Here is a 23,675-nt window from a genome sequence, read left to right on the forward strand (position 1 = left end):
CCGCTCGCGGCGCACGCTACGAACGGATGGTGGCAAGCCGCGCTGGATGCGGTACTCACCGTCGGATCGCCACGAAATGAAATGACTATACTCGGACCGGGCTTGAGCGAGCCGAGTTCCGGTTTGACGGTTTATATCCGGCTATCTTCTATTTCAAGAAATTTTATTTCGAGACAATTCGACTGCCGACGGACAGCGCAATTGACCAGTCTTTGCTTCGACTAGATTTGAGATTTGCTGCGGGTAGCGGTTTGAGATCCGACGACGGCAACACACGGAAAGTCATGGCCACCACGCGCGCCTACGTGTGACGGTTCCTCTATGCCACCTCGGTGCGGTGCTTTTCGTCCGCTCGCTGCGCTTGACGGGCTATTGTCGACCGCTTGCAACGAATTGTGTGTAAAACAACAGCTTTGACCTTTCTTTACACCGAATCCTTCGCTAAATCGTTATAGTGCGTTCGATATCTCTAAAATGGCCACGAAGTAGAACGGAGAAGTGCGCACCCGGTTCGATATGCAATCACGACAAACGAACACAATTGCGCGACTTGAGGTGTTGATCACTCGGGTCAAGCGAACCGTGGATGAAGAAGAAAGCGGGGTCGATAATGATTATTCGAAAATCTATTTTGTTTATCGGTAGTTTCGCGATTGCCGCCGCGGCAATATCGGCTTACGTCAACCTGACGGCGAATGGGCAGGCCGACGCGGTCGCGCAACCTCACTGGATGATCGCGCTGCATATCGGCTCGGCATTTGTGGGTGCGCTTTTGCTGGCGAATTTTATTGCCGGCAGTCCCGCGGCGTTGCAGGGGCCCACGGAAAAATCGAGTTACGGAGTCGGCATGGTGCCTCGTGTCGGCGCGGTGAAATTCTTTATCCCAGGCAAAAACAGTTTCTTTTCCAGCCGGCGCAGTATTCAGCTGATTGGCGTGCTGCTCTGTCTGATGCTGCAGTTCATCTCCGTTGCCGGCACGGCGGACGACGGCAATCCCGATCATCGCCAACCGCCTGCCCGGATGAATGCGACAGCCGGCACATTGGCAACCTGAATGACTTTCGGATGCTAAAAAATAAGCCTCGAAAGCAAACAGGCAATCGAGGCTTCTGAAGGACAGGTTCCAACGCCTGTCCGGGAGAGTCGATCGGACCCGTGATCGACGGCTTCTACTATATCGAGATTCAAGCGCGTGAATGTGAACAAATGTAGCGTTGATATGCGTTGCTGTACCGGTACCTTTAGGCATATGGGGGTAACCGAATGATTCCTGGAGAGTACTGATGCAAACCAGTTTTGGCTCCCGGCGAGTACGAAAAGGAGTGGCTTCGCTGCTCCTCGTACTTCTCAGCGTATCCGCGCAAGCCGCCGTACAAACTAATGCGGCTACAGAGGCTTTGATCGATAGAGTCGTTTCGTTGACCGAGCGCGGAGACCCTGCCACGATGGAAAAGACAACGGCAGGCTATCTGATCGATGCTGTGAAAAAATTCAATGCCGGGGCTTCGGACGACACGTGGAAATCTGTTCGCAGTGACGTCAATGAGATTATTGCAAACAAAATCAGACCGGGATACGGAGAGCAAGCGCTTCTAACAAGATACTTCGTAGAAGACGCAAAGTTCTCCGATGATGAACTGAGGCATCTAATAACGATGCTGCAAGATCCCGTCATGCAAAGGTGGACCGTGGCGATGCGAGACAGCAACACGGCCAACTATATGGCGACGCTATCGCAGCAGGTAAATAATCAGATGTGGTTTGTCGTTTCTATCGTTTTGCGACGACACGGGCTACAAACAACGGACACGTCGTCTACGACGGCGAAACAGAGCCATTGAACGCGCGGGTTTGCGCAGGTCAATACGTGTATGGCGCGCCTTACACCCGCTCCTGTATCCGTCGCCTCACATACAACCGCCCCGGCGGCTCGAAGTAAGTTCCGAACCGCACAAGCCCGGCTTTCTTTAGATGGCACGTCATTTCGAAACTGACGAGCACACCGGGGTCCCCATCCTCGAGAATGTCGATATCGATTGCGCGAATACGTGGCTCATATTTCAGCAGCGTCGCCTCCATCTGCTGCCGGAGCGCGTGCGCCGACGACGGCAGCGCCTTGTAGATATTCGTCATATCCGGTAGCCCGTAGTCGGGCAGATGCTTGAGCGCGCCCGCGCGCGTGTTCAGGATGCGCTGTACGTTCTGCTGCACGCTCAGGCATTCGAGTGTGCGATCGTCGTATGCGTCGAGCGACTCGCCGCCGATCTGGCCGAGCAGCATGTCATAGAGAGAGGGTCCGGCGGGCATGATGCGGCTCCTGTCAAGCGATCACCGGTGTTGTCGTCGTATGCTCCACCGCGGCCTCTTCACGGTCCACAAAGTCGATCGTCAAATTGCCTTCCGGCGAACTGGTCAGTTGAATTTTTGCGGACGGGGTACCGCTTGCCATGCGCGCGAGCAATTCACGCGATATCGTGGGCAGGATGCGCTGATTAAGAAAAGCATCGACGTTGCGCGCACCCGATTCGCGCGCCAGACACAACTGTGCGATCGCGTCGATCAGCGATTCATCGCAGCTCAGTTCGACATCGTGCACGCGGCGCAAGCGCTCCGTGATCTTCGCGAGCTTCAGACGCACGATCGACGCAAGCGCGATTGCATCGAGTGGCCGATACACGAGCGTCTGGAAGCGCGCGAGCAGCGCCGGCTGAAAATGCGCGACGAGCTGCGGATGAATCGCGTCGAGCAGTTCGCTCTGCGAGACCACCGGGTTCTCCGTGGTCGCTTCGTCGATCTGCGCGCTGCCGAGATTCGACGTCATCAAGATCACGCAATGGCGGAAGTCGATCTCGCGCCCTTCGCCGTCGCGCATCATGCCGCGATCGAACACCTGATAGAACATGTCGAGCACGTCGCGATGTGCTTTTTCGACTTCATCGAGCAGTACCACGCTATACGGCCGTTGCCGTACCGCTTCGGTCAGGACGCCACCGCGACCGTAACCGACGTAGCCGGGCGGCGAGCCTTTAAGTTGCGAGACCGTGTGCGACTCCTGATATTCCGACATGTTGATCGTCGTGAGCGCGGCTTCGCCGCCGAACAGCAGGTCGGCGAGCGCCAGCGCCGTCTCGGTCTTGCCGACACCGGACGGTCCAGCAAGCAGAAACACGCCGAGTGGCGCATGTTCATTCGACAGCCCGGCCTTGCCGGTGCGCAGGCTTTCCGACAACGCCGCGAGCGCATCGTCTTGCGCGACGACGCGTGCCGCGAGCTGTGCTTCCAGCGTGAGCAGGCTTTGCAGTTCGTCTTCGACAAGACTGCCGACCGGCACACCGGTCCATTCGGCGACGACGCGCGCGATGGCCTGTGCGTCGACGTCCGCGAAGATCAGCGGCGCCTTGCCTTGAGCGCGCGCGAGTGCATGACGGGCCTGAGTGAACGCCACGGCATCGCGTGTGGCGGGATCGCCGTCGCGCTGCAGATGCAGTGTCTGGACGAGTTCGCGTTCCCTGTCGTAACGCGCTTGCAGGTCGGCGAGGTCGGCGTGGGCCGTGGCGAGCGCGGCGTCGAGCGTGTTGTGACGTGCTTCGAGCGCGTCGATGCCGGCGCGGCTGTCATCGTCGAGGGTCGCATGTTCGAGTTCCAGCGCCGCGACCACCGCGCGCGCGCGTTGCAGTTCCGCGGGCGGCGCCTCCAGACCCATGCGTACGCGCGCGGCGGCAGTGTCGATCAGATCGACGGCCTTGTCCGGCAGTTGCCGCGCGGGGATGTAGCGGCGCGACAGTTTGACGGCAGCGATCAGTGCTTCGTCGCGGATATGCACGTTGTGGTACGTCGCATAGCGGCTCTTCAGGCCGCGTAGCATCAGGCAGGCCGCGTCGTCGTCCGGCTCATCCACTTTGATCATCTGGAAGCGGCGTTCGAGCGCGGCGTCGCGCTCGAAGAACTCCTTGTATTCGGACCAGGTGGTTGCAGCGATTGTGCGCAACTCGCCGCGCGCGAGCGCCGGCTTCAGCAGATTCGCGGCATCGGCGCCGCCGGCCGCGTTGCCCGCGCCGATCAGCGTATGTGCTTCGTCGATAAAGAGCAGGATCGGCTCGGCCGATGCCTGTACTTCATCGATCACGTTCTTCAGCCGCTGTTCGAATTCGCCCTTGACGCCGGCGCCCGCCTGCAACAGTCCGAGATCGAGCGTGAGGATGCGTACGTCGCGAATCACGTTCGGCACGCTGCCTTCGGCGACGCGCAGCGCGAGACCTTCGACGAGCGCCGTCTTGCCGACGCCCGGCTCGCCGACGAGGATCGGATTGTTCTTGCGGCGTCGCGCGAGCACGTCGACCATCTGCTGGATTTCGCGATCGCGGCCGAACACCGGATCGATGCCGCCGCGCCTGGCCTTGTCGGTCAGATCGATGGCGAAGCGGGCGAGGGCGTCGGCGCTGGCAAATGATGTCTGTTTTGCTCGCGTCTCGCCCGTTGTAGTTGACGTGTTTTCCGCGCGTTGGGGTGTTCGCACGTTACCTGCATGCACTGCGGTGATCGGACCGTCCGCCGACGTGGGTGTTGCAGGCTCGGAATCGTCCACCGCGGGCTCTTCCGGTTCGCTTTCACACGATCGATGCGCGATACGCGGCAGCACCCGCTGGACCTGCGCGCTGCTGACCGACAACAGCGGCCATGCGTTCTGTGCGCGCAGCAGATGCGGCGCATCGGCGAGCGCCTGCAACAGATTAGCTGAGCGGATCTGCGCGTCGTCAGTCTGCGACGATGCATGCACCCATGCATCCTTGAGCAACGCGGCGAGTTGCGGCGCGAGCGCCGGCTTGCCGCGCAGGTTACGCGGCAGATGATCGATCGCGGCGAGCAGCGCATCCCAAACCGCTTCGATATCGATCGTGTAATGCCGCAGGATCGCCGGGATGTCGCCGTCGGCGGCTTCGATCAGCTTCAGCAGCCAGTGCTCGACGGTGATCTCGTCGGCGAGCCGCGTCTGGCAAAGACTCGCCGCCGCTTCCAGTGCTTTCGCGCAGTGCGGATTGAGTCGGCGCAGCAGATGAGTGGTGTCCCAAAGGGCGTTTCTTCGGTCGTCGCGCAAGGTCATGTCGGCAGTCCGGTCGCGGAAGGCAATGGCGGGCGCCAGATTCGCTCGCCGCCAGAAAAGGAATAAGGGACCAGCCCGGGATGCGGACTGGTCGGCATGCGTTGATGCACGTCAGTGCGTCAATGCAACGGTGCATTGACGCGTCGGCGTACCGGTTGCATCAACAGGCCGGCCGCAACACACCGGCTGCTCGTGCATGCTCAAACGCGCGGATCTCAGGAACGCTCGTTCCACGTGTCCTTATGGATGATGTTGCCGTCCTTGTACGACCACGTGATCGTCTCGTAGCGCAACTCGACGTCTTCGAGATGGTTGTGCTTCTCGTAGTCCGGGTTCTTGATGTCGAACATTTTCGGCCGCACCGCGACGATCTTCACGTTATCCAGCTTGGTGTTGAAGTACTCCTTCTCCTTGCCGGCATCGTCGATCTTGTACCACTTGATTTCGACCGACTTCAGCGTCTGGCCGCTCGTCACTGCCTTGTACAGATAGGGCGTCGACGCATCGGTTTCCTTCGTCAGCGTGATCGGCTTGTGCACGCGCGTTCCGGTCAGCTTGCCGGTGTTGCCGTCGGTTGGAATATGGACGCCATGATCGAACGCGACGAGTTCGACGCTGCCTTCGCGTTCCTGCACCGTCACCGACCCCTTGATGTCGGCGCCGCCATCGTCCTTGAGCCACATGTAGGCTGGAATTGCCATGCTTTACTCCTATCTTTACTGCTACGACAACCGCCCGGAGCTAGCCCCCGAGCTTCAGAATCCCGAAGCGCGGTGCTTCGGGGACTAAAGATCTGTTTGCCTGAGGAGGGGGGACTACTTCCCGGCGTCCGGCACGAGCGTGATCTCCACGCGCCGGTTTTTCGCGCGACCCTCCGGTGTTTCGTTACTCGCGATCGGGCGCGTATCGCCGTATCCCTGGATCGCGAATTGCGTGGCCGCGATACCTGATGCATCGGTCAGCCAATCGCGCACAGCCTCGGCGCGCGCCGTGGAGAGCTTCAGGTTGCTCTGCGGATTGCCGACGTCGTCGGTATGACCGGCAACCAGAATCCGCTTGTCCGGATGCGTCTTGATCATTTCGAGCGCGCCGACCATCGCGCGCGTCGAACCGGGCTTCAGTTGCGCACGGCCACTGTCGAACAGCGACATGCTGTCGAGCGTGACGATCGCCGGCGGTGGGGGCGGCGGCACGTACGATCCGATCGCATCATTGAGCGCCGGCAGCAATCGCGCGCCGCGATACATGCCGAACGACAGATGCAGTGGCACGCCGATGCGCGCGTAACGATCGAGCCGGTCACGGTCGCTAACGAGCGCTTGCAGCGCGTCGCGCTTCGCCGCATCGTGCGCGGCGGGGATCATCGAATAGCGACCGAGATCGGCGCTGATGCGGCCGAACAGTGCTTCGTTGTTTTTCGCGCTGGACCAGAACGTGACGGCTGCCGCGCAGGCGAGCAGCGCGAGCGCATGCGCGAGGGCGGCGCTGCGCGGCGATATCCAGTAGCGCCGCGGCATCGCCTCGATCAGCGGCTGCGGCAATGGCCACGGCAGTGGTGATGCGGCGACGGCGGCGAGCGTCACGCACGTTTGCCGCTGCACGTCGCGTTCCCACGGATTGGGCGGGCCGCTCGCGGGACCGCGGTCGATCCAGCCCGCGCCGAATAGCGCCCACGGCGTGGCCGGTTGCAGACGGTCGGTCAGCGTGCCGATCACGACGCGCTGCGTCCAGCCGATCAGCGCCGCCAGAGCTGCGGCGCGCGCCGCGCTTGTTGTCGCGGCGATGCTCGTGCCGGCGTTCGCAGCGCTCATGGTGCTGCAGTTCCCCGTGGACGCGCGTTGCACTTCGGTTTCAGCCGCGTGGATCACCGCGTCAAAACGCGCTGTATCGACGCTGCCCGAAGCCGACGACGCCCCATACCACGTGGGCACTGAAACATCGGCCGTGCCACGCGTAAGCCGCTGATAGACCGCGACATAGCCAGGCAGACGCGTGCCGAGCGTGCGAGCCGCATCGGCGAGCGCCTGACGCGTGACGCGCAGTTTTTGCGTGAGCATGTCCGTGTCGACATGCAGCGCAGGCGCAACCGATAACACCACGCCATCGGGTGCGCGTCCGTCCCGCCACTGCCTGACGGCGACCGCGAGATGTCGTAGCTCCTGCGGCTGGTCGACGCGCAGCCAGATCGCGCCTTCGCCGACGTGCGCGAAGCGTTCTTCATCGTTGCGGTTGAAGATGGCCGGCAAGCCGTCGCCCGTGACCAGCATGAGCGGCATGCGGATGCGCAGTTTGGGCGGAATATCGACGGTCGCGGCGCCAAGCGCGGCCAGCGCGTGTTGACTCTGTTCGCGCGCACGAGACAGCCACACGCTGCGCCACACCACCAGCACCAACGCGACCAGGCCAATGATGGCGGTCAGCGCCCACACCGTACCGTGTCCCGTCGGCAGCATGAACCAGCTCACCGCCAGCGCCAACGCAGCCGCAAATACGATCAACGTGCGCAACGGATAACCGAGCCCTTCGTAAGCACGATCGGGCACACGTGTCGGCGTCGCGGACAGCACAGGCAGATCGGACTTCACGGCTGGTTGATCCTCGCGTGCACGAGCTGGGCCACTTGCGCGTCGAGCGCGGCCGACCAGACCAACCAGACGATCGCCGCGATGACGCACGTGAGCCCCGCAATCGCCCACGGCGACAACCGATAAAGCCAGTCAGAGAGCCGGCGCCCGGGACGGTCCGCAATAAAGGTTTGTGTCGGCGTTGCGCGCAGCTTTTCTAGTTGTGTATTCAGCGAAGCGATCAGCGCCGAGCGTTTCGCCTCGCCGTCGCGCGCGTAACGGCCGATAAAGCCGAGGCTCAGAATGGCCGCATAGCATTCGAGCAGATCGACTTGCGGCGACGCCTCGCGCATACGCGCTTCGAGACGTTCGAACACCCGCTCGCCCGCGTCATGCAGGTTGAAACGGTCGACCTGCAGCGGCTTCATCTCCCAGCCGGCGCGGCTTTCAGCGGATAGATGGCGTAGCGCGATTTCGTCGAGCAGCCCGCATTGCGCGACGAGCGCGTCTTGTTGCACGTCGCGTGCATAGCCGCGGCGCTCGAGCGCGCTCGAAAAATTCTCGATCAGTTGTCTGCAACGGTCGCGGAAGTCGGCCGGGTTATCGGCTTGACCATTGGGCGCGAACGTCGTGACGAGCAGTGCGGTGTCGCGCAGCAGATCGCGGATACCCGTGCGTGTCTCGCGGCCCACGCCGGGACCGCCGTCGAGCAGCGCTGATTCATGGTGGCTTCGGGTCAGTGCGTTCATGAGCGCAGCACCGCATAGAGTTCGAGCGACGCGTCGGGCACCGACGCCGGCAGATAAATCTGGCATGCGCGCGCCGCGAGCATCTTCGCGTGCGCGACGCTGGCTGGATCGAGCGCGAAGTATTGATTGTCCAGACGCACGGGAATTGCGGCCGGCACGCGCGGCACCGCCTTCAGCGGAATGCCGAGCAGCGCTGAATTGATGATGTGTTCGACGTCGTCGGGCGCGCCGATCTTGCATAGGCGCGGGAACTGTTCGGCAAGCTCGAACGCCGGCAGCGGCGCATTGACCGACAGATACCAGTCGGCCGCGCCTTCGACGATGCGCTCGTCGAGGAACTGGCCGGCCCATGTGGTCGTGCTTTTGCGGGTGAGGCCGATCGACACCACGCGCGACGGAATGATCGCGTCGAGCAGATCGCGGATCGTCGTTTCGAGCTTCGCGAAGATCTCGTCGGCACGCGCGTGATCGTAGGCGGGAATGTCGGTGAGTTGCGCGAGCGTTGAAAACGTCATCAGCGCGCTCGCCAACTGCGCGAGCGTGCCGTACAGCTGTTCCGGCGAGCGGCGCGGATGCGATGCGTAAAGCCGCAACTGGGGCCACGCCGCGTGAATGCAATGCAACAGCCAGAACAGTTGCACATCGGCGACGCCATATTCGGCGACCTGTTCGAGCCGTTCGCTGCGGCGCGCGCCGAGCGCCGCGCTCTTCGCCTGCAGGATTTCGGCGACACGACTGATGCGTTCGAGATGCAGCGGATGACTGCCGAGCGTCAGACACGGCGGCACGAAGCGATGATCGACCTGGAACTGACCGCTGGTCGTGCGCACGAGCCGCGCGATCGCACAGACCGTGTCGTCCGCGTGCGATTCGAAATCGAATAGCAGGCGCAGCGCATGACGTTCCGCGGCGATTTCGGTTTCGCCGCTGCCGTTCAGATCCGCGACCTTGACGAACTCGCGATACGCGCGACGTGGACGCGCAAGCGGCGTTTCGTCGAAGCGACAGTTGTTGCCGTTTGCATCGGGTAGAGCGAGCGCGGCCAGTACGACGACGCTCTGCCGATCGGCGGGCACACCTTGCGTCAGATCACGCGCGAGCGGCAACGCATCGGCCGCGGTAGTGTCGACTGGCGTGCCGTCCGGAAAGCGCAGCTTGAGCCGTGTGAGCTTCAGGCGCCCCGTGGCCAAAGCCTCTTCGTCGACTTCGACGCCGAGCGTGCCCCAAGGCTCGGCGAGCGCGGCGGTTGCGAATTGCTGCAGCGCGAATCCGGCCCATCGTTCCTGTTGCTGGAAGTGCTGCTGCGTGAGGATGAGCCCCTCATGCCACAGCGGTTTGTCGATCCGCATAGGTGTGGTGTGTCGCTGGATGTTGATTATGTCGGGTTATTCGAAGCGCGAATTATATATGGAGTTTTTGCTAATCGTATACCCATATTTTATTTTATGTAGAAAATTCACACATATTCAGATTGAGTTTATTTTGATATAGAAGAAATCGTCAATTTTATCTGTCATGAAGTGTGTCTTTTCCGGATGAATGTCAAATCAATGTTCGGTGAATTAACGAATATCTAAAAAATCAATGGAAGATGGAAGGGCCTGCAGATAAGGGTTTGGGCGATTTTTTGATGCGCCTATACACTGACAATGAACCACAAGTCAAATCGACGTTATCTTTAAAAAGTATGATCGTGACCATTGTTGACAATTGTTCGTGTATAAATGTGCAGAATGAGCTTCGGCGATGTATCGTTAGCCCTGTTTTAATACCGCCTGCGCTAAATGTCGCGCGAATTGCCGCGCAATAAGGCGTCGGCGTTATTTCCTTTGCGTGTCGCATATAAACGCGTCTGAGTGCATGCGCACGAAAGGTGTCACCGCATCGCAACGGACGGGTTCTGCGGGGCGTCTCGAACCTGATTACATGAGGAACACAAATGGACAGCTTTCAGCGCGAAATTCCGAAGAGTCGCGTCTCCATCACACTGGATCTGCACACCGGCGGCGCCCAGAAGAAGATCGAGCTGCCGCTCAAGCTGCTCGTCGCGGGCGACTTCAGCGCAGGCCGCGAGCAGGCGCCGCTTGCCGAGCGCAAGAAGGTGAACATCGATAAAAACAACTTCGACGCAGTGCTCGCCGACTATGCGCCGGACCTGAAGATTGCGGCCGAGAACACGCTCGCCGACGACGGTTCCGAGCTGCCGGTCAAGCTGTCGTTCCGTTCGATGAAGGACTTCGAGCCGGAGCAGGTGGCTCGGCAGATTCCGGAACTGCAGGCGTTGCTCGCGATGCGCAATCTGCTGCGCGACCTCAAATCGAACCTGCTCGACAACGGCACGTTCCGCCGCGAGTTCGAAAAAATCCTGAAGGACAAGCGCCTGTCGGACAGGCTGCGCGGCGAACTCGCGCAGATCGCGACGGCCGCTACCCAGCCGGAAGGCCATGCCTGAGCGGCGCCGATCGAAGACCGCCTTTACCGCATTTCGTACCCACCTAGCTCCAGGAACGCAGACAGGAACAACCATGGAACAGAACGAATCCCGCCGGGGTGCAACCGAGACCGTTGTGCTCAACGCAGCGCAGGAAGCGTCGGTCGCCGGTGACAGCGTGTATGCATCGCTGTGCAATAAGATCAACCTCAAGCCCGTGTCCGAAGCACGTCCGCTCGAGGCGTTCCGCGACAACGACATGCTCTCCGAGGCCTCGGCCGACGAGCGCATCGCGCGCGGCATCGGCGCGTTTCTCGATCTGGTCGCGCAATCGAGCCAGCCGGTCGATCGTCTCGACAAGTCGTTGCTCGACTTTCATATCGGCCAGCTCGACCGGCAGATCGGCCGCCAACTCGACGCGGTGCTGCACACGCCCGAGTTCCAGGCGCTCGAAGGCCGCTGGCGCGGCCTGAAGATGCTCGTGTCGCGCACGGACTTCCGTAAGAACGCGCGCATCGAAGTGCTCGATGTGTCGAAGGAGGCGCTGCAACGCGACTTCGAAGATACGCCGGAACTGATCCAGAGCGGCCTGTATCGCCTCACGTACATCGAGGAATACGACACGCCGGGTGGTCAGCCGATCAGCGCGCTGATCAGCGATTTCGAGTTCGCGAATTCGCCGCAGGACGTCGCGCTGTTGCGCAATATCTCGAAGGTTGCCGCCGCCGCGCACATGCCGTTCATCGGTTCGGTGGGGGCCGCGTTCTTCGGCAAGAAGTCGATGGAGGAGGTCGCCGCGATTCAGGACATCGGCAACTACTTCGATCGGGCCGAGTACATCAAGTGGAAGAGCTTCCGCGATACCGACGACGCACGTTATGTCGGCCTGACGATGCCGCGAGTGCTTGGTCGCCTGCCGTACGGTAAGGACACGACACCGGTGCGTGCGTTCAACTACGAGGAAGCGGTCAAGGGTCCGGATCACGACCGTTACCTGTGGGTCAATGCATCGTTTGCGTTCGCGGCCAACATGACCCGCAGCTTTGTCAACAACGGCTGGTGCGTGCAGATTCGCGGTCCGCAGGCTGGCGGCAAGGTCGAGGACCTGCCGGTTCATCTGTATGACCTCGGCACGGGCGTACAGCCGAAGATTCCAACGGAAGTGCTGATTCCGGAAACCCGCGAGTTCGAATTTGCCAATCTCGGCTTCATTCCGCTGTCGTTCTACAAGAACCACGACTTTGCATGCTTCTTCTCGGCCAATTCGACGCAGAAGCCCGCGCTCTACGAGACGAAGGAAGCCACCGCGAACAGCCGCATCAATGCGCGGCTGCCGTACATCTTCCTGCTGTCGCGTATCGCGCATTACCTGAAGCTGATTCAGCGCGAGAACATCGGCACGACCAAAGACCGGCGTCTGCTCGAAATCGAGCTGAACAACTGGATCAAGGGTCTCGTGACCGAAATGAAGGACCCGGGCGATGAGTTGCAGGCATCGCATCCGCTGCGCGAGGCGAAAGTGACGGTCGAGGATATCGAGGACAACCCCGGCTTCTTCCGCATCAAGCTGTTCATCATCCCGCACTTCCAGGTTGAGGGCATGGACATCGGGCTTTCTCTGGTGTCGCAGATGCCGAAAGCGAAGAGCTGATCCGAGGTTTTCGGTGTGAACTGCCGGGGCACTCGTGCGTGCCCCGGTGGTGCTGCTTTGATTGCGTATCCGGAGGGAATTGCATGTCGATGGTTATGCCGTTGCAGGCTTATGAATTGAAACTGGCGCCGCATCCGGCGCCGTTCTCGATCCTGAAGTTCACTGGCGTCGATCGCGTCAGTGAGCTGTACAGGTACGAGATTGAATTCACAAGCGCGGTAGCGGGTATTCCGATGGATCAGGTTCTCGGGCGTCCGGCACGGTTCACTGTCGAGCCGGGCGATCCGAATATCGACTATCTGCGCAAGATGTTCGGCGAGAACGCCGAGAAGTTCAGCACGAAGCCGCCGGCGCATACGATCCACGGCATTGTGACGAAGTTCGACGAATTCGACACGTCGGAGGATGAAACGCGTTATCGGGTGATCGTCGAGCCGAAGCTCGCCGATCTCGATCGAGGTGTGACGAGTCGGCTGTTTCAGAAGCAATCGGTCGAGGAAATCATCACCGATACGTTGCGGCACTTCGGGTATCGAAGCGGAGTGGATTTTGTATTTCAGCTGCGTGGTCAGTACAAACGCCACGAGTACGTCACGCAGTATCACGAGACGACGTTCGCGTTTATTCAGCGCTTGTGCGCGCGCGAAGGGATCTGGTTCCGCTGGGAGCAGAAGAAGGATCGCGCGACGATTGTGTTTGGCGACGATCTCGACGCGTACGCGCGCAAGCAACGGACGGTGCCGTTTCGACGCGATACGGGGCTCGAGAGTGTGGGTGCCGATGCGATCAAGACGCTTCGGCGACGCACGCGACGGGTGCCCGAGTCGGTGCGGTTGCACGACTATAACCATCGGCAGGCTGGGGTTTCGCTGCTCGTCGAACAGAATACGTCGCGCGGTGACGACACGACGAATGCCGTCGATTATCACTGGGGCGAGCATTACGAAACGCCGGAAGAAGGTCAGCGCATTGCACAGTTGCGGCATGAAGCGCATCTGGCTAAACAGATTACTTTTATCGGGACTGGCAATCCGTTCTGGCTTGAGGCGGGCGAGGTCATGGCCGTCGATCCGAATCCGGCCGATGCTAAGTACGGGATCTTCGTTACGTCAGTGCGCTCGCATGGGGCGCGGAATCAGGCGTATCGGGTGACGTTCGAGGGGATTCCTTCGGATCGGGTGTGGCGCACTTCGATGGAGTCGATTCAGCGGCCTGCTATCGATGGCATTTTGCCGGCGCGGGTGACGTCGCCGGGTAGCTATAAGTATGCGTATCTGACCGAGCAGGGCTGGTATGTGATCGTGTTGCCGTTCGATCTGGACACGTGGAGTCCGGGTGGGACGAGTCGGCCAGTGCGGTTTGCCAAGCCCTATAGTGGGGATGACTATGGGCATCATTTTCCGCTGATTGACGGGGCGGAAGTGGCGATCGTGTTTACCGCCGGCGATCCGGATCGGCCTGTGATCATCGGCGCGATGCACGATAGTCTGCATCTGGATCTCGTCAATAACCTCAATAACACCCGGAATATCGTTCGTACCGCTGCTCAGAATGAGATGCGGATGGAAGATAAGGAAGGGGTTGAGCATATTCATCTCACTACGCCGTTTCAGACCAGTGAGCTCAATCTTGGGCATATGGTCGATGCCGATCGGAAGGAGCGGGGGCGGGGGGCGGAGCTGCGCACGGATGAGCACGTGGCGGTGCGTGGGGCGAAGGGGGTGTTGATTTCGGCCGAACAGCAAGCCGCCGCGGCTGGTCAGCAGCTCGCGATGCAGGATGCCGACGACACGTTCCGGCAATCCGAAGACATTCTGAGGTCGCTCAATGAAAGTGCTGATGCGGCAAAGGCATTGTTGGCGGAAGTCACAAGACAACGTGCTCTTGTCGAACAGAATCTGTCTCAACTGAAGAAGTCTGTGGTAGTCGCGACTGCGCCAGACGGGATGGGCCTTGCGAGCGGCAGCGACTTTCAACTCGCGGCGCGTAAGCAACTGTTTCTTACCGCTGGCGACGGGCTCGATATCGGCGTGATGAAGCGCATTGCGATCGCCGCGGGCGAAGCGATTTCCGTTTTTGCAGCCAGATTCGGCATCCGCATTTTCGCCGCGAAAGGCAAGGTTCAAATGCAGGCGCAAGGCGACGCAATGGAGCTGATGGCACTCAAAAGCATGACGATCAGTTCATCGACCGATGAGGTGAAGATCACGGCATCGAAGGGCATCACGTTGGGTGACGGCGCGGGAGCCTACGTCAAGATCGCGAACGGACGGATTGAACTGGCCAGCCCGAGCGGGCAGGTCGACGTGAAGGGCAACCTGGAAGTGGATGGTCCGGCTGGTGGGAATTTCGCGTTCCCAAGTTGGTCTGGTGTTCCTGTCAAAGATGTCAAAGGGAACATGAGTTTCGGGTTTTCGGAGTAAAAGTAATCATGGCAAATACGACTCCACCGAATCCGCCTAGCACGCCCGTGAAGCTGCTTTCGTTTGCGTTTCCGTTTCGCAAGAAAGGACAGACGAACGGAGGTGCGGCGACAGACTTTACTGACGAGCACGAGATATACCAACTTCTGAAACAGGAGTCTTCAGGCGCTTTCCCGGTTAGCAGCGGCGGGATGTGGCACGGAGGTATTCACATCACCGAGGCGGGCGCCGGTCAGTCGATGGATATCCAGGGTGGGATACGCTGCATTGCTGATGGCGAAGTCGTCGCGTGGCGTCTGAATCGTGCCTACCCAGTCAGCGAGATCCCGGCTCATGATGGACAATCCGCAGTCCAGGCGCCGTACAGCACGGGTTTTGCATTGGTCAAACACACGATGGAGTTTCCGCCGGGCACGAAGCTCACGTTCTTCAGCCTGTACATGCATCTGCAGGACTACGCTGGTTATGAAAGCGACCCGACGCTTCCTTGGCCGGCTTATTGGGCTGCCAAGGTCGAAGTGACACAGGACACTATTGACAAACCGAATCCCGGCGCAAACGGGCAGCCAGTGCCGGGTGGACAGACAGGACTGAATGTCCATGTCAGCAAGCCTAACGGAGCCGTTCTCGGCATTCTCCCGCAGGGTACGCAGGTGAGTCTTTCCAGGCGGGAGGGGAACTGGGGGCAAATAGCGGACGATCCGGGTGCGTTATATCCGCCCACGATCGGTACATATGTGCCATCCAGCGTTGCGAAAGATCGGTGGATTTTTTTGGGCAAGGAGATCGGCCGCGAGGGTCCCGTCGTGAAAAACGTCGTGCCGGATTCGTCCTTTGACTGTGTGAATGTCGTACCCGAGGAGAAGCGGGTCAAGGTCAAGGCTGGTGACGTGGTCGGTTTCCTGGGGCGCTACGACTCCTTGCGCGATTCAACCTCGACCCGGATGGTGCATATCGAGGTGTTCTGCGATGACAGTATCAAGCAGTTCATCGCGGCAGGACGGGCTTGGGTCAACAGCAATGTTGGGAACGCGTCCCAGTGGAGTCAACTGGGGTTGTCATCGCAGCCAACGATCCTGCGCGTCGGCACTGGAGTGCAACTGTACCAGGCACCGCCACCCGGGCAACCTGGTCAGGACCAGAAGCAGACCGATGTGATACAGGTTTATCAGCTTGCGTCACTGCCGCGTGATTCCAATCACATGGTCGCGGAAACCGCTACTGGCAATGACGGACAGAAGCGCAATTGGTGGAAAGTCGACAGCGCGGATATACAACGCAATCCCATTTCAGGATGGGTGCGTGAGCAGAGCTTCGCCGGCGGTATGGTTGCCAGCGAGCATGCGCAAAGCTGGGTAGATTTTGTCTGTCACGACGAGGACCATGATCCAACACATACCATTTTTGCGGCGAGCCAGGACTATGTCGACTACAAGACCGATAAGCAGACGCCTAACCCGGGCTCCAAAGACAAGCTTAGCCCACTCATGGCCGCAATCTACAGTGAGCTCTTTCCGACTGGTGACGGTGCTCATGCTGCCGACGAACTGGCCGACATAGGGCAGGGCCCACAGGGTTCTGGATTTCCGTGGGTTGCGTTCCGGGCTTCACGTCTGATTCCGAAGCATGAGAGCGAATGGGCCAACCCCGCGAAATGGCAGGAATTGGTCAGTGCGATTGAGCAGCACACCGGCCCGAAACCTGAACACGAAGAGGAAAAGAAGCGTATTGCCAATCTGGTCTGGTGGGATGAGGTCCAGGCGGGTGTGCAGGGGTTTCCGGGGTCGGATGTTTTTCATATTCATCCGGTTGGGCTGGTGGGGAATTTTTGCCAAGGTGGTTTTCGCTTTACCCTGCCGATGATGCAGCACATGTTTCCTAACGCGAACTCGGTGATTCTGCAACAGGTTATAGACGAGCTTAATCCCCATCTAGATCTATTCAGGTTGGACAGCCTTGTCCGTCGTAATCATTTCTTCGCACAGGTTAAACAGGAGGTTGGACCCAGCTTGGCAATTGACGACGAAAGTCTAAATTATTCCGCCACGGCACTGGCAACTGGTGGAATATATACCTACTTCACTTCTCATCCGGCAGACGCGCAGACGTATGGAAGAACAAACCAACATCCTGCAAATCAAGAGGCTATTGCTAACCATGCATACGCTGGGCAAGATGGAAACGGCGGTATTTTGACTGGCGATGGATATCGCTATCGAGGCCGAGGGATGATTCAGTTGACGCATAGAGGTGGATATAGACGCTTTACTCTTTGGCATCGTCAAAATGGTGAAAACTGGATTGCAGACGAGAATATAAATTTCGAAGAAACTCCTGACATAGTGGGCCAAGTGAAGTTCGCCGTTCGTTCAGCCTGCTATTTTTGGGTGGTGAACCGTCTATACAATGTGGCGGATGCTGGTTCGGCATTGACCGTTGTTGACAATGTCACGAGAGTTGTAAATCCAGGATTGTTTCACGGAGCACCAAGTTCACAGAAAACCGCAAGTATTACTGGACGGCGAACTAACTTCAGTGAAATCGATAATTGGGGAGGTCTACAGTGATGTTTAGATTATTTGGCAATATGGCCTTTGCCTATTTGATTTTCGCATTCAATTGGTGTCATGCTGATTTGATTGATCCGCAACGATCTACGTCTCTCTGTGCAGATAGTGAAGATATCTACTTTAGCTGCGAAATAGAGGATACAAACAAGGTTGTGTCTATCTGTGCTGCGCAGAACACGTCGCCTAATGATGGCTATGTGCAATATCGATATGGAACCAGATCTCAAATTGAATTTAGATATCCGGAATCGTTTGTGCCACCGCAGAATATATTTTCCATCGTTGACGTCTCCAGACTTTCCGCGGGAATTGGCACACATCTCAAATTCAAGAATGGTGACTACCACTACGTTGTATCGAATGCTCTTGTTCCGGGTGAAGTGTATGTCGTGAGAAAGGGGAAGCTCGTGTTTGACAAAGCGTGTAAAGGTACTGGATACATTCCATATTCGCAAAAAACGCGACAAGGTGTACCGTGGGGAACCTTGGACATAACAGACGGCCTTAATAATCATTGAAGGAAGTGAGCGTATAGGGCAACTCCGAACTTCCGATTATATGAACGCAGTGCAGCGCCACGTTCGACCGCGCCCTAGCGATATCACCATTCGATTCAGGTCGTGGAAATACCATCTTGAAAAGTGCGACTTCAAAATTGATGAAGACAAGTATTCAACCGTTTGGCACCGGCTTACTGAGTGTCCATGCCGTTCGTATCGGTGCAGTGATTACCACCGTCTTGCTGCTGACAGATGGTGCTTCCAAGCCAGCACTCGCTTTTGCGCCGTTATCCACGTTCCGGTTCGCTTTGCCGGGTGGGGCGGCTATTCTCTATAGCAAGGCCTCGAACCCTCAAGCGCCACTGCCCGAACGTGCCTGGCAACAGGCGGTATTTTATTTTCCAAGCGGAGCGACGTTCAGCCTGCTGCCAAGAGCCGGCAAATCGAACGCGGGCGGTACAGAGATTGAACCGCCGAGCGAGAGCAATATTTCCCCGTCTGGCCGATATGTTGTCATCGCGCGAATCGAGTCTGGGCTTGTATCGTCGGGGCCGGGGCAGCCGGAGTTTAACGCGAGTCGTGAATACTGTTCGGCCATTGAGATTCGCTCGGGATGTATCACTGCTGACCAAACCGGCGAAATATGTGGAGAGGGATGGCAGGCTGGCCAGCATGCGCAATGGGGAACAAACGACCAGACAAGTTTAATGCTCAAGAGCGATCGTCCGTCGGCTGGCCGGTTGCTGCACTTTATCAATGCTGGTCAGTCACCGCAGTTACTTGTCGATACTAATTCTGGTGCCGACAATCTCCTACGGTGCGATCCGCCGTCGCCGGCGAATCGTGATGTCTATCAGAAGATTGCGAGCATCTTGCATGCGGCAGGTGCTAGTTACGACGCGCGGCTGATCGACGCTGCGATTTCTGAAACGGAAGTCGGCGTCGGTGGTACGTCAGAGCTAAAAACTGCGAAAAACGAAGATCGTACGGCGACCGTATCGGCGCAAAAAGCGACGCTTTATACGGCACCTGATGATGCTCATCCGAGTCGAGCCTATTTGGTCCAGAATGACTCGGTGACTGTATTAAAGCAATCACCGTCCGGCTGGGCCTATGTGGATTACGTCAGCGCTTCTGGAAAACATCTGCTTAGATGGATCAAGGCCGACCAACTGGTGATTGCACCGTGATGCGATCCGCTAGTTCCATTGCTATTGGTAACGAGAGGCCTAAGAAGCATAGTGAGTTTTTTCCGGCTGGTGACGGTACTCATGACGCTGACGAACTATCCAGTAGCAAAGCGCGGAGGGTCCCGGATTTCCGTGGGTGCGTTCCGGACTTCGCGTCTGATTCCGAAGCATGAGACCGAATGGACCAATCCCGCGAAGTGGCAGGATCCGGTCAGTGCTATTGAGCAGCAATTGCGAGTAGATTGGTTTTAAAAACGACGTGATGGTAAATATTTTTCGGAAATTGATTTTGATGTCGTCGTTGATTCTGTTGATGTTCGCATCACCGTGTGAGGCGCATGACATTGCGATTGGGACGGATGCAGCCTTACCGATTCGTTTGGCTGATCCATTGACAGAGAAGAATAGATCTATTTTTGGAGATGGTTGGGTCACCGCATTTTTACACACGAAAGATGAGAGCCTCATTCAACTATTTCAGGATGAACGGCTAACTAATACTGGTGGAGTAGTTTTTGAGCGATTTGATCGAAGCAATATCTCCCCAAGCGGTGACTACGCGGTTTTGCCATTAGTAAGACAAGGCATTCTGGATATGCCGGGCGAGAATTCAAAGGTACAAGGTAGAGAGTACTGTCCTGTTGTGGAGCTCCATACTGGATGTGTTATCAGTATGCCGACAGGAGAGGTATGTGGGGGAAAGTGGTCGGCGATGCATGACAGGTGGTTTGATGGAAGTGTAGATAAAACACCGGAAATGTTGAATAGGACGACGATTGGGGCGCAGCATTTGTGGATCAAGTTTTCCGATCAGATTGTCACGATAAAAATGCATGATTTGATGTTTGAAAACTTGGGTGTGGAAAATATTCTGATTTGTGACCCTGTTACTGATAAAAATAAATCATATTATGTGGATATCGCGCGACAGTTGAATAATGAGTTTTATACAGGAGAGGCTAAATATATAGAAGGGAAGTTGGGTGTAAGCGGTGTCAGATCTTTGAAATGGCGAGTTCAAATCGAGAGGGCTCCGCTTTACGGCGACCGGAGCGAGCAAAGTAAGTCAAAGATGTATTTGGTGAAAAATGACGTCGTTCATGAAATTCAATCGACACCTGATGGCTGGATGAAAATTAAGTATGTCTCAAGAAATGGAGTGGCGTTGATAAAATGGATGAAAGCTGCCGATCTCGAAAATCTGTAATGGCTTCTTGAGGGAAGAGGTTTTAACCTGTTTGAAGAATCTCACGTGCGAAGGCGGCGGGAAAATCAGCTTTCCTCTATTGAGTCGCAACCCGAAGCGCGAATTCAATCGCGTATAGCGGAATGCCATGACGATCATGCAAGAGATTAACGAAGGGTGAAATGGAATCGCAGAAACACACGGGGCATATAAAAAGATTTCTGTCCTCCTGGGTCTTTTGCAGGAGCAAGATTAGACTGATATTTGGATGTTTGTTTGGTAATGCATTGCTGTTATCTGCAACGCTTGTTTCCGCAAGCGCCGAGGAACGACCTGTCTGTCCCATCGCAGCACCTGCCGCTAGTATACTTTCTAGCGAAAAAATATACAAAAAATCGACTATTGAAATTAAAAAAGACAATGGGGAATATCCAATAATCTTGTCACTATATCGTTTGACCGGAAGTGAATGTAAAAAGACAACGTTTGCAAGATATTCGAAAGACGGCGGCAACCCGAATGTTGATTCGATATTTTTCATGCGTTTTGACAGGGTGCCTAACGTCTTTGTTATTGTTCATTGGGAGGTCAATTCGCGAGGTGTTGGAACGTACGGAAATTATTATCAAGTATATGCGTACGTTTTGGATGGGCGCGGTGGGCTGAAAGAAAATAAAGTGTTAATTAATAATAGTGCAATGTCGGGGATGGACGGATATCAAGAGGGTCGGCAGGTTTCATTTCAACTGAAGAGCGCCAATGCTTTGAGAAAATTTTTAAAAAATAAGGACCGTGCGCGCGGATGACTTACGCTGCGAAAGTTGGGTTTGGTGGCTAAGCCGCAAGAAGCCGCCGATTCAGGGCATATAAAATCATGAGCATAATTTGTAAAAAATTGCTGTTGGTGTTGTTGATAACTTGGACCTCGATGGGACTCGTCCAAAACGCCATTGCATATGAGGTTGTATCAGGAAACTGCAGCGACGCAAACGAATGCGTGGTTTTTTTGAAAAATCCGGTTCCAACACAGGATAAATTGTGTAATTCATCTGATTTTTCAGTTACTTGGACCCCGGGGGACGGGAAATACCTGATTCAATGCAGAAGCAGCGGCTCTGACGAGGACAATGTCGTGTGGATCGTCGACTCTAACGCTAGGATTTTCGCTAGATTAAATTACGGTAGATTCATAAAAAAGAGTGTGCTTGAAAAAACTCCAAATATGGAAATTCCGGATAAGTTTCGTTCACGCAGTCTTTGCAGCCCGATAGACATGTCAATGCTTAGGGCAGGAGATTTCGTCCTTCTTGACAAAAGGCCTGCCGATGAGGGTGAGAATCCATATTGCTATGCACCGGTTTATTTGATGCTTAAAGGGGGAAAACTCGTTGTCAGCATTAATGGCGGTTCCGCGAGGCGCAGCGATCCGGATCATGCAGTTCACTCGGTTTCGGCTCGTGATAAGCAACTTCTAAATCGTTTGCTGGATGTGCTACGTCAATGGCATCCGTAATCGTAGAGGGGCAGGAAATCAACCAGACCGACCCAAAAGAAGACCATTGAAAAATGAAAAACCTCGCCTACGAAGGTGACAGCACGAGCCACGGCGGCAAAGTCCTCTCAGGCTCCGACCGTATCAAAGTGAACGGCCGGCGTGCCGCAAAGGTCGGCGTCCTCGTATCGTGCCCAATCCACGGCGACAACCCGATCGTCGAGGGGAGCAGTCGGATGAAGGACGCAGGTACACCGTTATCCAGAGACGGCGACGCAACGCAGTGCGGCAGCGTTCTGATTGCGTCCTCCGATGGCGCAAAGGTCCGCTAAGACTCATGCCTGTCGATTTTTTGCGCATCCCTCCAAGAAGCGATGTGCCAAATGTCTCCCAGCCTTCGATTCTGGCGTGGGCGTTATTGCTTTGCCTGATGCTCGCGGGGAGTACTGCCGTGGCGGTCGTTATCCGGCCGGCAGGCAAGCCAGACAGCCTGTTGTTCTGGTTTTGCGCGGTTGGTCTTCCGATTCTGGCATGGAGTTTCCTGCTGAGTTGTCGATTCGCCTATATGTACGGTTGCGTCAACGCGGTATTGGCGACCAACAGGACCAGCGACGCAATCGAAACGCAATGTCACGAGTCGTCGAGTCAGCCACTTGCCGTACTGGGGCACGCATGGAGATTCAGTTCTAGCGATGGGGAAAATGGCATCGATGCGCTGATTGAGGGAAAAACAAAGCTACGTCCGGTATCGAGTCAAGCCGCGCCCAACACCGACGTCATTGCCCGATGGCTCGATGTGCCCGGTCGTCGTTTTTACGCGGGTAATGCGTTGACCGAGCATGCCCGTCAAGCCGCTGTTTGCGAGTGGTTGCTCAATCAGTTAGTGCACGACTTGGTTCGTCAGTTTGCTGGGCTTCCCGCAGGAGTGTCGATGAATGTCGATCTTTGTATCGACTCTGTATTGGACGCGGAAACCGTCGGTAAGCGCGTGCTTTCCCTTCTTCAGGACACGTTCCGCACTTCGCGCATCGACATCAATCCGCCGAAGAGCGCGTTGTCGTTATTTCACATGGACTCGTGGTTCGATGACATGCGTTCCGATGAAATCAAACTGCTGGTGGCCGTTCAATTGCGTAAGGCGACAAGCGAAGTCCTGATCGATGGAGTTGCCGAAGCGGGAAGTATGTTGCTCGTTTCGGCTCCTTCGGTTGCCCGAAAAATGGGCGAGCTATCACCGCTATGCATCCATCGCCCGGCGACGGATATGGCGGAGCAAGTGGCCGACACACTCAAGTTAGCCATTCGTTGGGGAAGAGCATCGTTCGACAACATCGGGGCGATCTGGCGCACCGGTCTTGCCGGCGAAACCGCACGAATAATCCACTCGTCATGCCACTTCGCGAGCGGGATGGAAACGGTCGATCTCGACACGACTATAGGAAAGGCGGGCGTCGCAAGCGCCTGGCTGGCTACGACGCTGGCAACTGCAAATGCTGCGCTGACGAATGAACCGCAGCTAATCACCGTGCAAGAAGGTGATGAAACGCTTGCACTGGTATGCGAGAAGCAGATATGAAAGAACACAAACCACGGCCCGCAGCGTTTTTTATCGGTATTGCACTCGTTATTCTGTTTCTTGTTCTTGCCTTTGCGACGTTGATTGTCGCGCGGGAGCAGAGGTGGAATACGGAGAGGCTCATCATTGTCGAGCTTCTGCTTCTGTGCGGGCTGCTGTTATCGCTGATTTTCGCGAAGTTCTTCGAAGGCATTCTGCTCTGGATCGCTTCCATGCGGGCGACACGATGGCTAATGCGATAT

General features: G+C 57.0%; 18 protein-coding genes. 12 read left to right on the plus strand and 6 right to left on the minus strand.

All coding sequences use genetic code 11. The annotated features are described in order from the left end of the window. Positions 1 to 586 precede the first annotated feature (586 nt). Both L0U82_RS22745 and L0U82_RS22750 read left to right on the plus strand, forming a co-directional pair. Positions 587 to 1,054, plus strand: a complete 468-nt coding sequence (locus tag L0U82_RS22745) for a hypothetical protein (protein WP_233834708.1) — start codon at positions 587 to 589, stop codon at positions 1,052 to 1,054. 229 nt (positions 1,055 to 1,283) lie between these two features. Next, positions 1,284 to 1,841: a hypothetical protein gene (locus tag L0U82_RS22750; RefSeq protein ID WP_233834710.1), complete on the plus strand. Its 558-nt coding sequence runs from the start codon at positions 1,284 to 1,286 to the stop codon at positions 1,839 to 1,841. Positions 1,842 to 1,881: 40 nt separating this feature from the next. Here L0U82_RS22750 and tssE read toward each other — a convergent pair whose 3' ends face one another. The 6 genes from tssE to tssK all read right to left on the minus strand — a co-directional run bounded on the left by tssE (position 1,882) and on the right by tssK (position 9,763). Further along, entirely contained in the window at positions 1,882 to 2,307 is a 426-nt protein-coding gene (gene tssE / locus L0U82_RS22755; protein WP_233834712.1) for a type VI secretion system baseplate subunit TssE, read from the minus strand. Positions 2,308 to 2,320: 13 nt separating this feature from the next. After that, the gene (tssH, locus tag L0U82_RS22760) at positions 2,321 to 5,101 is read right to left on the minus strand and encodes a type VI secretion system ATPase TssH (RefSeq protein ID WP_233834714.1); all 2,781 of its coding nucleotides are present in this window, start codon (positions 5,099 to 5,101) and stop codon (positions 2,321 to 2,323) included. 215 nt (positions 5,102 to 5,316) lie between these two features. Beyond that, positions 5,317 to 5,802 (minus strand): Hcp family type VI secretion system effector, encoded by a 486-nt coding sequence (locus L0U82_RS22765; protein WP_233834716.1) that lies wholly within the window; start codon positions 5,800 to 5,802, stop codon positions 5,317 to 5,319. Positions 5,803 to 5,916: 114 nt separating this feature from the next. Continuing rightward, positions 5,917 to 7,686, minus strand: a complete 1,770-nt coding sequence (locus L0U82_RS22770; RefSeq protein WP_233834718.1) for an OmpA family protein — start codon at positions 7,684 to 7,686, stop codon at positions 5,917 to 5,919. Next, positions 7,683 to 8,414 (minus strand): DotU family type IV/VI secretion system protein, encoded by a 732-nt coding sequence (locus L0U82_RS22775; RefSeq protein WP_233834720.1) that lies wholly within the window; start codon positions 8,412 to 8,414, stop codon positions 7,683 to 7,685. Before L0U82_RS22775 ends, L0U82_RS22770 begins: the two co-directional genes overlap by 4 nt. Next, positions 8,411 to 9,763 carry a type VI secretion system baseplate subunit TssK gene (gene tssK, locus L0U82_RS22780; RefSeq protein ID WP_233834722.1) on the minus strand — a complete coding sequence of 451 codons (1,353 nt, stop codon included), beginning with the start codon at positions 9,761 to 9,763 and terminating at the stop codon, positions 8,411 to 8,413. The genes L0U82_RS22775 and tssK overlap by 4 nt, the downstream gene beginning before the upstream one ends. A gap of 590 nt (positions 9,764 to 10,353) precedes the next feature. Here tssK and tssB point away from each other — a divergent pair. The 10 genes from tssB (at position 10,354) to L0U82_RS22830 (ending at position 23,433) form a co-directional block, all read left to right on the plus strand. Continuing rightward, positions 10,354 to 10,866 carry a type VI secretion system contractile sheath small subunit gene (tssB, locus tag L0U82_RS22785; protein WP_233834724.1) on the plus strand — a complete coding sequence of 171 codons (513 nt, stop codon included), beginning with the start codon at positions 10,354 to 10,356 and terminating at the stop codon, positions 10,864 to 10,866. Between the two features lie 73 nt (positions 10,867 to 10,939). Then, a complete protein-coding gene (tssC, locus tag L0U82_RS22790) occupies positions 10,940 to 12,496 on the plus strand; it encodes a type VI secretion system contractile sheath large subunit (RefSeq protein ID WP_233834725.1) in 1,557 nt (518 codons plus the stop codon). A gap of 83 nt (positions 12,497 to 12,579) precedes the next feature. Further along, positions 12,580 to 14,919 carry a type VI secretion system Vgr family protein gene (locus L0U82_RS22795; protein ID WP_233834727.1) on the plus strand — a complete coding sequence of 780 codons (2,340 nt, stop codon included), beginning with the start codon at positions 12,580 to 12,582 and terminating at the stop codon, positions 14,917 to 14,919. 8 nt (positions 14,920 to 14,927) lie between these two features. Further along, entirely contained in the window at positions 14,928 to 17,486 is a 2,559-nt protein-coding gene (locus L0U82_RS22800) for a glycoside hydrolase family 19 protein (RefSeq protein WP_233834729.1), read from the plus strand. 637 nt (positions 17,487 to 18,123) lie between these two features. After that, entirely contained in the window at positions 18,124 to 19,179 is a 1,056-nt protein-coding gene (locus L0U82_RS22805; protein ID WP_233834731.1) for a hypothetical protein, read from the plus strand. A 292-nt stretch (positions 19,180 to 19,471) separates the two neighbouring features. Further along, positions 19,472 to 20,386, plus strand: a complete 915-nt coding sequence (locus L0U82_RS22810) for a hypothetical protein (protein WP_233834733.1) — start codon at positions 19,472 to 19,474, stop codon at positions 20,384 to 20,386. A gap of 161 nt (positions 20,387 to 20,547) precedes the next feature. Further along, the gene (locus tag L0U82_RS22815; protein WP_233834735.1) at positions 20,548 to 21,171 is read left to right on the plus strand and encodes a hypothetical protein; all 624 of its coding nucleotides are present in this window, start codon (positions 20,548 to 20,550) and stop codon (positions 21,169 to 21,171) included. A gap of 68 nt (positions 21,172 to 21,239) precedes the next feature. Beyond that, positions 21,240 to 21,878: a hypothetical protein gene (locus L0U82_RS22820; RefSeq protein ID WP_233834737.1), complete on the plus strand. Its 639-nt coding sequence runs from the start codon at positions 21,240 to 21,242 to the stop codon at positions 21,876 to 21,878. Positions 21,879 to 21,931: 53 nt separating this feature from the next. After that, positions 21,932 to 22,189 carry a PAAR domain-containing protein gene (locus L0U82_RS22825; protein WP_233834739.1) on the plus strand — a complete coding sequence of 86 codons (258 nt, stop codon included), beginning with the start codon at positions 21,932 to 21,934 and terminating at the stop codon, positions 22,187 to 22,189. 5 nt (positions 22,190 to 22,194) lie between these two features. After that, positions 22,195 to 23,433: a hypothetical protein gene (locus tag L0U82_RS22830; RefSeq protein WP_233834741.1), complete on the plus strand. Its 1,239-nt coding sequence runs from the start codon at positions 22,195 to 22,197 to the stop codon at positions 23,431 to 23,433. Positions 23,434 to 23,675 lie beyond the last annotated feature (242 nt).

This window comes from Paraburkholderia sp. ZP32-5 (genome assembly GCF_021390495.1).
Taxonomy (GTDB): Bacteria; Pseudomonadota; Gammaproteobacteria; order Burkholderiales; family Burkholderiaceae; genus Paraburkholderia.

What these genes read in the sequence shown, in the direction of transcription:
- L0U82_RS22825 (WP_233834739.1), top strand. Translation starts at nt 21,932, where the DNA reads ATGAAAAACCTCGCCTACGAAGGTGACAGCACGAGCCACGGCGGCAAA.
- L0U82_RS22795 (WP_233834727.1), top strand. Translation starts at nt 12,580, where the DNA reads ATGTCGATGGTTATGCCGTTGCAGGCTTATGAATTGAAACTGGCGCCG.
- L0U82_RS22750 (WP_233834710.1), top strand. Translation starts at nt 1,284, where the DNA reads ATGCAAACCAGTTTTGGCTCCCGGCGAGTACGAAAAGGAGTGGCTTCG.
- tssK (WP_233834722.1), bottom strand. Translation starts at nt 9,763, where the DNA reads ATGCGGATCGACAAACCGCTGTGGCATGAGGGGCTCATCCTCACGCAG.
- L0U82_RS22830 (WP_233834741.1), top strand. Translation starts at nt 22,195, where the DNA reads ATGCCTGTCGATTTTTTGCGCATCCCTCCAAGAAGCGATGTGCCAAAT.
- L0U82_RS22765 (WP_233834716.1), bottom strand. Translation starts at nt 5,802, where the DNA reads ATGGCAATTCCAGCCTACATGTGGCTCAAGGACGATGGCGGCGCCGAC.
- L0U82_RS22810 (WP_233834733.1), top strand. Translation starts at nt 19,472, where the DNA reads ATGTCGTCGTTGATTCTGTTGATGTTCGCATCACCGTGTGAGGCGCAT.
- L0U82_RS22745 (WP_233834708.1), top strand. Translation starts at nt 587, where the DNA reads ATGAAGAAGAAAGCGGGGTCGATAATGATTATTCGAAAATCTATTTTG.
- tssB (WP_233834724.1), top strand. Translation starts at nt 10,354, where the DNA reads ATGGACAGCTTTCAGCGCGAAATTCCGAAGAGTCGCGTCTCCATCACA.
- tssE (WP_233834712.1), bottom strand. Translation starts at nt 2,307, where the DNA reads ATGCCCGCCGGACCCTCTCTCTATGACATGCTGCTCGGCCAGATCGGC.
- L0U82_RS22815 (WP_233834735.1), top strand. Translation starts at nt 20,548, where the DNA reads ATGGAATCGCAGAAACACACGGGGCATATAAAAAGATTTCTGTCCTCC.
- L0U82_RS22775 (WP_233834720.1), bottom strand. Translation starts at nt 8,414, where the DNA reads ATGAACGCACTGACCCGAAGCCACCATGAATCAGCGCTGCTCGACGGC.
- L0U82_RS22820 (WP_233834737.1), top strand. Translation starts at nt 21,240, where the DNA reads ATGAGCATAATTTGTAAAAAATTGCTGTTGGTGTTGTTGATAACTTGG.
- tssC (WP_233834725.1), top strand. Translation starts at nt 10,940, where the DNA reads ATGGAACAGAACGAATCCCGCCGGGGTGCAACCGAGACCGTTGTGCTC.
- L0U82_RS22800 (WP_233834729.1), top strand. Translation starts at nt 14,928, where the DNA reads ATGGCAAATACGACTCCACCGAATCCGCCTAGCACGCCCGTGAAGCTG.
- tssH (WP_233834714.1), bottom strand. Translation starts at nt 5,101, where the DNA reads ATGACCTTGCGCGACGACCGAAGAAACGCCCTTTGGGACACCACTCAT.